This window comes from Rhizobium sp. A22-96 (genome assembly GCF_053521805.1).
This window is the reverse complement of sequence record NZ_JBNWDQ010000005.1, coordinates 645,334-655,902: the sequence shown is the minus strand read 5'-3', so window position 1 is coordinate 655,902 and position 10,569 is coordinate 645,334. Positions and strand designations below refer to the sequence as shown.

The window sequence follows — 10,569 nt, the reverse complement described above, 5'->3', positions numbered from 1 at the left end:
AGACCGGATCGTGGCTGTTGTAAAACGGCACCCAGAGCAAGCCTATATACGGTATCACCAGCAGCCAGCAGGCCGCCGTCCCAAAGCGTTTGTCCATATTGTGCGCCTTTCGGAAGCGGGCGCGGCGACTCGCACCCGGCAATATGAGCATTGCAGCATCTGCCCGGCGGCTCAAAGCAAAAAAATATTGCGCGGCTGCAATCCTGGGGCGCAATCCCCTACATTCATTAGGAAAAGGCGATTGACCGGTCGATATCGCCAAGCGGCCTGACGCCGGCGAGCAGCGCCCTCGCCTCTTCTTCATCCTTCCGGATCTGCGCGACCAAGGGGTCAAGGCCTTCGAACTTCAATTCAGGACGGAGAAAGCCGAAGAAGGAGACGGAACAGATCTGACCGTATAGATCGCCGCTGAAATCGAAAACATAGGTCTCGAGCAGCGGCGCGCCATTGTCGGTGACGGTCGGGCGACGGCCATAGCTGGCAACAGCATCACGGATGACGCCATCGGCTGCACGGAACCTGACGGCATAGATGCCAGCCTTCAGCGATATTTCCGGCGGAAGCTGCATGTTGGCCGTGGGGAAACCGAGGGTGCGGCCGAGCTTCTCGCCACCGATGATGGGCGCTTCGACGGTGTAGCGGTATCCGAGCATGCCGGCGACCTCAGCAACCTCACCTTCGGCCAGCAATGCGCGGATACGGCTGGAGGAAATGACCTCGGCATTCTCGTCGCGAAAGGCGTCGATCAGCGTCACGCCGAAACCGTTGTGGCTGCCGGCATTCATGAGGAAGGCAGGGCCGCCCTGGCGATCATGACCGAAATGGAAATCGAAGCCGGTGACGACCTCGGATGCCTGCAGCCAGTCAATGAGGATAGAATGGACGAATTCATCCGCGGAACGCTGCGAAAATGCGCGGTCGAACGGATATTCGATGACGGCATTGAAGCCCAGTGCTTCCAGCAGGCGGGCCTTCAGCGGCGCCGGCGTCAGACGGAAGACAGGGCGATCCGGCTTGAAGACCGTGCGCGGATGCGGCTCGAAGGTCAGCACCAGGGCGGGAACGCCACGTTCCCTGGCGATCTCCAGCGCGCGGCTGAGGACCGACTGATGACCGCGATGCACGCCGTCGAAATTGCCGATGGCAACGACGCCACCTTTCAGAGCCTCGGGAAGCGGCTCGCGGGTCTCGTTGCGATGGAAAACGGTCATCGGCTACCACTCCCCTCAGACAAGGCGCGGCATCCACCACCTCGGCGATGCCTGCTCGCGCGCCAGGAAGGCGCCGAGGGCCGCTTCGTCGGTGTGACCGTCGACGACATATTCGCGAGCGTGGATGCCGTGGCTGATGTAGAGAAGATCGAGGCCGTAGTCGAGCGCACCGCGCACGTCGGTCGGCATGCCATCGCCGATGGCGACGACGCGCGACAGCGGGAACTCGCTTCGCACTTCACGAGCGGCGGCAATCGCCGCGTCATAAATCGGCTGGTGCGGCTTGCCGGCGATGCGTGTCTGGCCTCCGAGGCGCTCATAATAGGCGGCCATCGCGCCGGCACAGGGGATCATCCGGTGGCCGCGCTCGACCACGAGGTCGGGATTGGCGCAGATGAGCGGCACGTTGCGAGCAGACCAGGCCGTGAGTATGTCGGTGTAATCGTCCGGCGTCTCGGTCTCGTCATCGAAGAAACCGGTGCAGACGATGCTTTCGGCTTCATTCGCCTCGACACGCTGCACATCAAGCCCTTCAAGGATGCCGATATCGCGCTCGGGACCGAGCAGGAAGACCTTCTTCGGTCCTTCCGCGATCAGCTTGCGCGTCACATCACCCGAGGTGATGATGCGATCGTAAACGCTGTCGGGAACGCCGATCGCCCGCAGCTGCTCGACCACCCTTGGAGCGATGCGCGGAGAATTGGTGATGAGCACGACGGTCAGGCCCTCGCCGCGGGCGGCTTCCAGCGCTACAGACGCTTCCCTATATGCGGAAACGCCGTTGTGCAGCACACCCCAGACATCGCAGAGCGCAACATCATAAAGTCCGCCGATCTCGCGAAAGCTTTCGATACGTTTGCCCATGCAGTCCTCACCTCAGATAAATCACGGGCTGACATTGCAAACCGGCCGGCAAATTACAAGAGCGCCATGCAGGTTTTTGCATTGCACCCGCCTTCGGCAACCAGACGAAGCAACGCCGGACGAGGCGGCAAATGAAGTGGCGGGGCCATCGGCAGATCGAGGAAACCGTCGGCCCAAAGGACCGGGGAGCCTTCAAATGTGATAGGGTGAAGCGGGTAAACCTTGCAATAGCATGCTACACAGGGCGATCAACGCCGTTAAACATCCTCGAAACAAGCCACGGCACGCCGCAAAAATTTCACTGTGCTGTTCTTGACTCGCCTGCTACCCACCCCTAAATCAGCGTCGCTAGCACTCGCCTATGCTGAGTGCTAACAAAGCCCATACGGATCCCCCGCTGATCCGTGAAGTCATTTGATCGAGGGATTAGACAATGGCAACCAATTTCCGCCCCCTTCATGACCGCGTCGTTGTTCGTCGCGTTGAATCCGAAGCAAAGACCAAGGGTGGTATCATCATTCCCGATACCGCCAAGGAAAAGCCGCAGGAAGGCGAAATCGTCGCCGTAGGCTCCGGCGTTCGTGATGAATCCGGCAAGGTCATCCCGCTCGACGTCAAGGCCGGCGACCGCATCCTGTTCGGCAAGTGGTCGGGCACTGAAGTCAAGCTTGACGGCGAAGACCTTCTCATCATGAAGGAAGCCGACATCATGGGTATCATCGGCTAATCCAGCCGGGTTCCCCTTTTCCGATACAGCTGACGGGCCATAAACCCGGACAATGCGAATTCAGGAGTTTTTAGACATGGCAGCTAAAGAAGTAAAATTCGGCCGCAACGCCCGCGAAAAGATGCTTCGTGGCGTCGACATCCTCGCCGATGCAGTCAAGGTAACGCTCGGCCCGAAGGGTCGTAACGTCGTTATCGACAAGTCCTTCGGCGCTCCGCGCATCACCAAGGACGGCGTCACCGTCGCCAAGGAAATCGAACTCGAAGACAAGTTCGAAAACATGGGCGCCCAGATGGTCCGCGAAGTTGCTTCGAAGACCAACGACATCGCCGGCGACGGCACGACCACTGCAACCGTTCTCGCCCAGGCCATCGTTCGCGAAGGCGCCAAGGCAGTTGCAGCCGGCATGAACCCGATGGACCTGAAGCGCGGTATCGACCTCGCTGTTTCTGAAGTCGTCAAGGATCTCCAGGCCAAGGCCAAGAAGATCAACACGTCGGAAGAAGTTGCCCAGGTCGGCACGATCTCGGCAAACGGCGAAAAGCAGATCGGTCTCGATATTGCTGAAGCCATGCAGAAGGTCGGCAACGAAGGCGTCATCACGGTTGAAGAAGCCAAGACCGCCGAAACCGAACTCGAAGTCGTCGAAGGCATGCAGTTCGACCGCGGCTACCTCAGCCCCTACTTCGTGACCAACCCGGAAAAGATGATCGCCGATCTCGAAGATGCGTTCATCCTGCTCCACGAGAAGAAGCTCTCGAACCTGCAGGCCATGCTTCCGGTTCTCGAAGCTGTCGTTCAGACCGGCAAGCCGCTCCTCATCATCGCTGAAGACGTCGAAGGCGAAGCTCTTGCGACCCTCGTCGTCAACAAGCTGCGCGGTGGCCTGAAGATTGCTGCCGTCAAGGCTCCTGGTTTCGGCGATCGCCGCAAGGCCATGCTGGAAGACATCGCCATCCTGACGGGCGGCACTGTCATCTCCGAAGACCTCGGCATCAAGCTCGAGTCGGTTACGCTCGACATGCTCGGCCGTTCCAAGAAGGTTTCGATCTCCAAGGAAAACACCACGATCGTCGACGGCGCTGGCCAGAAGTCCGACATCGAAGGCCGTGTTGCCCAGATCAAGGCTCAGATCGAAGAAACCACCTCTGACTACGACCGCGAAAAGCTGCAGGAACGTCTTGCCAAGCTCGCTGGCGGCGTTGCCGTTATCCGCGTTGGCGGTTCGACGGAAATCGAAGTCAAGGAAAAGAAGGACCGTATCGACGACGCTCTCAACGCGACGCGCGCTGCTGTTCAGGAAGGTATCGTACCGGGCGGTGGTATCGCTCTGCTGCGCTCTTCCACGAAGATCTCGGCCAAGGGCGAGAACCAGGACCAGGAAGCCGGCATCAACATCATTCGTCGTGCGCTGCAGGCTCTGGTTCGCCAGATCGCTGAAAACGCTGGTGACGAAGCTTCGATCGTTGTTGGCAAGGTTCTCGACAAGAACGAAGACAACTACGGCTACAACGCCCAGACGTCTGAATATGGCGACATGATCGCCATGGGCATCGTCGACCCGGTCAAGGTTGTCCGTACGGCTCTGCAGAACGCAGCTTCGGTTGCTTCGCTGCTGATCACCACGGAAGCCATGATCGCCGAGCTGCCGAAGAAGGACGCTCCGGCTATGCCTGGCGGCATGGGCGGCATGGGTGGAATGGACATGATGTAATAAGGCCTTCGCCTTATTACGATTATTCATTCCGACATCCGGAATTGACGAAGGGCGGCTCTCGGGCCGCCCTTTTTATTGTATCATGATGACCCGGCAACAAGCTTGGCGAGCGTTCCGATCAATGCAAATTCATGCAACTCGCCCATTGCCGTTTTCAAAAAAGCCCCTATAACTCGCAACGCAGCGATTTTGGGGAATTAGCTGCAATGCACGCAAATTTTACTTCTTTTGGCCAGGCTTAACCTACGCATTGGTATGACCATAACCGTAGGTATTAGGGTTGCCCGAATTTATTACTTGAAAATGACTTAACCGGTCGGATCACCATCCGAATGCATCGTTGAAAATGACAATCGCGGAGATGCGGCTCCGTTTTTGCTCATGACGATGCGACAGGCGGCAGACCTTCCATCGGATGGCATGGGAATTCAAACGAAGCGCGCAGGGGACCCGTGCGCCCAAGTGGGGATCAGCTTGTTCAAGATTGCCAAAGCAAATTTTGCCGCACCGTTTGCGCCCGGTTCGCTGGCATATGATAGTCATAACCCCGAACTCCTCGCGCAATTCTGCGTGTCCGAGGGCTGGACCGGCGAACTTTCGAGCGGGATCATCAGGCTTGGACAATGGAGCACCATGCTGCATGGGCTCAGCTCTTCGGAATGCGGCCTGCTGAGCCTGATGCACAGCTACGATGCGCAAGATCGCGTACGCATCCTCGATCTTTTCGAACAGGCGGCGACGGCAACGTCCAGCTTCTGCTATTCCACCATGACCCTGGGCACCAACGGTCATCGCCAGCCGATCTTCTGCGTCGGCGAGTCCATCGCCGCAGAAGGAAAACATGCCGGCAGCATGGCCGGCGTCTTTCTCTTTCCGCGCTTCAAGCTGGAGCCGGGCAGCCAGCTGGCAACCCGGCAGTAAAAGCATTGCTGATGATGGTCAGATGAATTCATCGTCGCCGCACTTGCGTGCCTGGCCCCTCACCCCAGCCCTCTCCCCGCGCGCAGGGAGAGGGAGTCTCCCGCTTTAAAATCGGTGCTTTAGTTGCTGGGCACGAACCCGCCACAAACGTGGGACCGGCCCCCTCGCCCCGTCTACGGGGTGAGGGGCCAGGCACATAGATGCCGCCAAAACGTACCCGCCTGACCTGCTCCCCAAGAGATCGGAACCAATCAATCCCGCTTCGGAATGTTCAGGCCACGCTGGCTCGCGGGGCGCGCAACGGCGCGCTCCAGCCAGGCCATGACAGCAGGGAATTTTTCGAACTCGAGAACCTCGCGACCACCATAGAAGACGTCGACACCGCGAACCCAGGGGAAGGTCGTGATATCGGCAATGGTATATTCATCGCCCATGATCCACTGACGCCCGGTCAGGCGCTCTTCCAGAATGCCGAGCAGGCGCTTGGCCTCATCGCGGTAGCGCTCCACCGGATAGGGGTTGTTGGCGACCTTGTCGGCAGCGAATTTGAAGAAATGGCCGAACTGGCCGAACATCGGGCCAACACCGGCCATCTGGAAGAACACCCATTGCAGCACCTCGTAACGGCCGGCTGCGTCCTTGGGCATGAGCTTGCCGGTCTTCTCGGCGAGATAGACCAGGATCGCGCCGGATTCGAACAGGCCGATCGGCTTGCCATCCGGCCCATTGGGATCGATGATTGCGGGGATGCGGCCGTTCGGATTCAGCGAAACGAACTCAGGCGACTTCTGGTCGTTGGTGCCAAAGGAAACGAGATGCGGCTCATAGGGAAGACCCAGTTCCTCGAGCGCGATGGAGACTTTTACGCCATTGGGCGTCGGCAGCGAATAGAGCTGGATGATATCGGAATTGCTGGCGGGCCAGCGCTTCGTGATCGGAAAGGACGACAGATCTGCCATGGGGCTGCTCCTGAAGACTATGATTTGGCGAGTGAATTGGCGTTACCATAACCGATACGGCGCATATGGGAAGAGCGATCAGGGAGCGTGATTGTTCAATGATTGTGAACTAATCGTGCGCAGTTGTTTATCTTTTCAACTCCCCAAAAATCACGAATATCTGTCTCCAGAAATTGTCGCCACCGACTTAACCGCTTTAATCGGAGACTGTCATGTCCAACACCAATAACATCATCATCCTTGTGGCGCGCATCCTGCTCGCTTTCATGTTCATCTTCGCTGGCTTCGGCAAGCTGACCGACCCTGCAGGCACTGCCGGCATGATCGCCGGCGCCGGCATGCCCTATGCAACGCTGCTCACCTATCTCGCCGGCACCTTCGAATTCGTCACCGGCGTCTGCGTTCTCATCGGCTTCCAGGTCCGCATCGTCGGCTGGCTGCTCGCTGCCTTCTGCGTGTTCACGGGCATCATCTTCCACCTGCCGACCGTCAACGTTCCGGATTTCCCGGCCGCTGCCAACGGCTGGATCAACGGCCTGAACTTCGTGAACTTCCTGAAGAACATCACGCTGGCCGGCGCCTACATCTCGCTCGCCACCAACGGCGCAGGCGTCTATTCGCTCGACGCACGTCGCGGTGCCTACGCCACGGCCTGATCTACCACCTCTTCCAAAAGAAAAAGCCCGCCGGAACTCCGGCGGGCTTTTTCATGTTGAGTCTTATGAAACTCAGAGAGCGGCGCGCACGGCAGCGACGATGCGCGCAATCATGGGATCGCCTTCGTGGCTCGGCTTGCGGGCGCGAACCAGGCAGGCCTCGGAACGCAGGATCGTGCCATCCGACAGCACCTTCAGATGGTTTGCCCGCAGAGTGGAGCCGGTCGAGGTGATATCGACGATGATGTCAGCGGAGCCGGCGGCCGGCGCACCTTCGGTCGCACCAAGGCTTTCAACGATGCGATAGAGCTGGATGCCGTGCTGGCTGGAGAAGAACTGCTGCGTGAGCCGCCAGTATTTGGTGGCGACCGTCAGCCTGCGGCCATGACGGGCCCGGAAATCGGCCGCGACATCGCCAAGATCGGCCATGGTGTCGACGTCGAGCCAGATATCGGGCACGGCGACCACGACATCGGCATGGCCGAAGCCAAGGCGGGCCGAGAATTCGACGCGACGATCCGCCTCCGCCATGCCTTCGCGTACGAGGTCTTCGCCGGTGACGCCGAAATCGACGCTGCCATTGCCGATTTCACGCGAGATTTCCGAGGCCGACAGGAAGGCGATTTCCACACCATCCCAACCCTCGACACGGCCGCGATAGGAGCGGTCATTGCCGACGGCGACGATGGGCATGCCGGCGCGCTCGAAGATCGCCGAGCAATCGTCTTTCATCCGGCCCTTGGAGGGAAGCGCGATGGTAATGGTCATCAGGCTGCCCTCGCTGTTTCGATGCGGTCGAGCCAGAGCGCGAAGCCGACTGCCGGAATATGGTCCTTGGCGCCGAGCAGGGTCATCAGCCGGTCGAAGCGGCCGCCGCCGGCGAGCACCGCCGTCGATCCCTCCACCGTCACTTCGAAGACGAGGCCGGTATAATAATCGAGCGGCCGGCCGAAGGCGGCACGATAGTCGATAATCGATGTATCGACGCCGGCATTGGCCAATGCTGCGACGCGGGCGTCGAAGCCCTTCAGCGCCGTTTTCAGCTCGAGGCCCGCCGCATCGGCAAAGCCTGCCAGCGCCGCCGAGGCATCCGCCAGTGGCACGCTCAGCGACAGAAACTCCTCCAGCACGCCGAAGGCAGCGTCGTCGAGGTGGGTTTCCGAAAGAACCAGCTTCTCGCGAAGACGGCGCGCAATCTCCTGCGGCGAACGGCTGGCATTGGTGGAATAGCCGGTCGCCTGCATGGTGCTGTCGATATGCGTCACCAGCCCCTGCTCGTCACCGCGGTTGAGGAAATCGAGCACATGCGGGTCGAGGCCGGTCACCGGTTGTGGGCTTGCCAGGCGCGCCAGCATGGCCTCAAGCTGCATCATGTTGCCGAAGGCGTGGATCAGGCGCTTCTGCCAGCCGGAAGGCAGCCCAAGTGCCTGCACGACGGCTTCGAACACGGCCTGATCACCCAGGGTCACGGACAATGCCTTGCCGGGTACGACGCGGGTGAGAATGGCGATAGCGTCGCCAATGGCGCGGGCATCGGCGCTTGCCGTATCGCGGTCGCCAAGATCCTCTATGCCGGCCTGATAGAATTCATGGCCGCCTTCGCGGCGCTGGCGAAAGATTTCGCCCAAGTAGGAATAGCGCTTCGGCGTGCCGGTGGCGGTTTCGATATGGCGCAGGCAGACGGGAATGGTGAATTCCGGGCGCAGGCAAAGGCTGGCGCCGGTTTCGCTTTCGGTCATGAAGATGCGACGGCGCAGATCTTCGCCGGCCATATCGAGAAACGGCTCGGCCGGCTGGATGATGGGCGTATCCACCCGCTCCGTCCGTCGGCCGGTAAATTCAGCAAGAAGATCGCCGGCAAAATCCGGAAGATTGATGAGGGGCATCAGCCTGCCCTCTTGCGATCTTCCGCCTGTGCCGCCAGTATTTCCAGTACCTTGGCAACCAATTCTGCCTCCGGCACAACGTCCTGGGCCACGCGCGCCTCACGCCAGCTGGCATTGTCCTCGATCTCGCCGGAGAGGCGTTTGCCCTCGATCAGGTCCTTGAGCTGAACGACGCCCTGGGCGCGCTCATCGCCGCCCTGGATGATGGCGATCGGGCAGCCGCGACGGTCGGCATATTTCAGCTGGTTGCCGAACTTCTTCCAGTTGCCCTGGAACATTTCGGCGCGGATGCCCGCTGCGCGCAGCTGCTGCGTGAAGCGCTGGTAGCGACCCATGGCATCGACATCGCCGTCCATGACGGTGACGAGCACGGGCTCGATCACTTCTTCCACGCCGAGCTTGCCGAGATTCTTCAGCGCCGTCATCAGGCGCGAGACGCCGATAGAGAAGCCGGTGGCCGGCACCGGCTGGCCCATGAAGCGCGAGACAAGCCCATCATAACGACCGCCGCCGCCGACCGAGCCGAAGACGACCTTTTCGCCCTTCTCGTTCGTCACGTCGAACAGCAGCTCGGCCTCATAGACCGGGCCGGTGTAATATTCGAGGCCGCGCACGACGGACGGGTCGATCTTGATGCGATCCGACTGATAGCCGGCGCTGGTGACGAGGCTGCCGATGAAATTCAGCTCGTCAACGCCCTCGACGCCATTCGAGGTGCCGGCGACCAGCTCGGCGAGCTGCGCAGCACTTTCGGCATAATCCTTGATGCCGACGAAGAAGAGCACCTTGTCGATCTGCCCGGCATCAAGGCCGGCACCCTTGGTGAAGTCGCCGGATTCATCCTTGCGGCCGGGACCGAGCAGCAATGCCACACCTTCGGGGCCGAACTTGTCGAGCTTGTCGATGGCGCGCAGTACGTTCAGGCGCTGGCCGGCCTTCTCATCGCCACCGAGACCGATCGCTTCCAAAACACCGTCGAGAACCTTGCGGTTGTTGACGCGGATCACATAGTCGCCGCGCTTGATGCCGAGGGCTTCCAGCGTGTCGGCCATCATCATGCACATTTCGGCATCGGCCTGCACGCCCGGTGCACCGACGGTATCGGCATCGAACTGCATGAACTGGCGGAAACGGCCCGGGCCCGGCTTCTCATTGCGGAAGACATAGCCGGCGCGATAGGTGCGGTATGGCAGCTGGATCTCGTTGAAATTCTCCGCGACATGACGGGCAAGCGGCGCCGTCAGGTCGTAACGCAGCGACATCCACTGCTCGTCTTCATCCTGAAGCGAGAACACGCCTTCGTTCGGCCGGTCGCTGTCCGGCAGGAATTTGCCGAGCGCATCGGTATATTCGAACAGCGGTGTTTCGACGGGATCGAAACCATAATGCTCGTAAACCGCACGGATCTTTGCGGTCATTTCGTTGACCGCGCGAATGTCGCTGGCCGAACGATCGACAAAGCCACGCGGCAGGCGGGCCTTGAGCTTCTGTGGTTTCTTCTGCTTGTCGCTCATCTGTAGGGTAATCCGGTACGGGAACAGTGGCGGTTAACTAGCGGATTGGGCGGAATGCGGCAAGGATTGTTATATGTTAACGGCCAGCAAAGCCGATAAAAGCCCGAGAGAGCG

Annotated in this window: 10 protein-coding genes and 1 pseudogene; 4 read left to right on the top strand and 7 right to left on the bottom strand. The window is 60.1% G+C overall.

Annotation, left to right across the window (positions count from 1 at the left end; all coding sequences use genetic code 11):
* From ACQZ6F_RS24735 to ACQZ6F_RS24725, 3 genes and pseudogenes are all read right to left on the bottom strand, one after another.
* Window positions 1-97: pseudogene (locus tag ACQZ6F_RS24735) on the bottom strand (DUF3311 domain-containing protein); the annotation flags it as partial.
* A 130-nt stretch (window positions 98-227) separates the two neighbouring features.
* Complete coding sequence (locus ACQZ6F_RS24730) at window positions 228-1,211, bottom strand: bifunctional riboflavin kinase/FAD synthetase (RefSeq protein ID WP_449094406.1); 984 nt, start codon at window positions 1,209-1,211, stop codon at window positions 228-230.
* 15 nt (window positions 1,212-1,226) lie between these two features.
* Window positions 1,227-2,075, bottom strand: a complete 849-nt coding sequence (locus tag ACQZ6F_RS24725; protein WP_449094405.1) for a TIGR01459 family HAD-type hydrolase — start codon at window positions 2,073-2,075, stop codon at window positions 1,227-1,229.
* Window positions 2,076-2,508: 433 nt separating this feature from the next.
* Here ACQZ6F_RS24725 and groES point away from each other — a divergent pair, with 433 nt between their 5' ends.
* From groES to ACQZ6F_RS24710, 3 genes are all read left to right on the top strand, one after another.
* Entirely contained in the window at window positions 2,509-2,802 is a 294-nt protein-coding gene (gene groES, locus ACQZ6F_RS24720) for a co-chaperone GroES (RefSeq protein WP_034488329.1), read from the top strand.
* Window positions 2,803-2,878: 76 nt separating this feature from the next.
* Window positions 2,879-4,516, top strand: a complete 1,638-nt coding sequence (groL, locus tag ACQZ6F_RS24715; RefSeq protein ID WP_077471403.1) for a chaperonin GroEL — start codon at window positions 2,879-2,881, stop codon at window positions 4,514-4,516.
* Between the two features lie 423 nt (window positions 4,517-4,939).
* On the top strand, window positions 4,940-5,440 hold the full coding sequence (locus ACQZ6F_RS24710; protein ID WP_449094404.1) for a hypothetical protein: 501 nt from the start codon (window positions 4,940-4,942) through the stop codon (window positions 5,438-5,440).
* Window positions 5,441-5,691: 251 nt separating this feature from the next.
* On the opposite strand, the gene ACQZ6F_RS24705 is transcribed toward ACQZ6F_RS24710, so the two are convergent.
* A complete protein-coding gene (locus ACQZ6F_RS24705; RefSeq protein WP_449094403.1) occupies window positions 5,692-6,399 on the bottom strand; it encodes a glutathione binding-like protein in 708 nt (235 codons plus the stop codon).
* A gap of 212 nt (window positions 6,400-6,611) precedes the next feature.
* Here ACQZ6F_RS24705 and ACQZ6F_RS24700 point away from each other — a divergent pair, with 212 nt between their 5' ends.
* Window positions 6,612-7,055 carry a DoxX family protein gene (locus tag ACQZ6F_RS24700; RefSeq protein ID WP_077471401.1) on the top strand — a complete coding sequence of 148 codons (444 nt, stop codon included), beginning with the start codon at window positions 6,612-6,614 and terminating at the stop codon, window positions 7,053-7,055.
* 72 nt (window positions 7,056-7,127) lie between these two features.
* Here ACQZ6F_RS24700 and hisG read toward each other — a convergent pair whose 3' ends face one another.
* The 3 genes from hisG to hisS are packed head-to-tail and all read right to left on the bottom strand — an operon-like array spanning window position 7,128 to window position 10,455.
* Window positions 7,128-7,823: an ATP phosphoribosyltransferase gene (hisG, locus tag ACQZ6F_RS24695; protein ID WP_068396842.1), complete on the bottom strand. Its 696-nt coding sequence runs from the start codon at window positions 7,821-7,823 to the stop codon at window positions 7,128-7,130.
* Complete coding sequence (locus tag ACQZ6F_RS24690; protein WP_449094402.1) at window positions 7,823-8,941, bottom strand: ATP phosphoribosyltransferase regulatory subunit; 1,119 nt, start codon at window positions 8,939-8,941, stop codon at window positions 7,823-7,825. The genes hisG and ACQZ6F_RS24690 overlap by 1 nt, the downstream gene beginning before the upstream one ends.
* The gene (gene hisS, locus ACQZ6F_RS24685) at window positions 8,941-10,455 is read right to left on the bottom strand and encodes a histidine--tRNA ligase (protein WP_449094401.1); all 1,515 of its coding nucleotides are present in this window, start codon (window positions 10,453-10,455) and stop codon (window positions 8,941-8,943) included. Before hisS ends, ACQZ6F_RS24690 begins: the two co-directional genes overlap by 1 nt.
* Window positions 10,456-10,569: the final 114 nt, after the last annotated feature.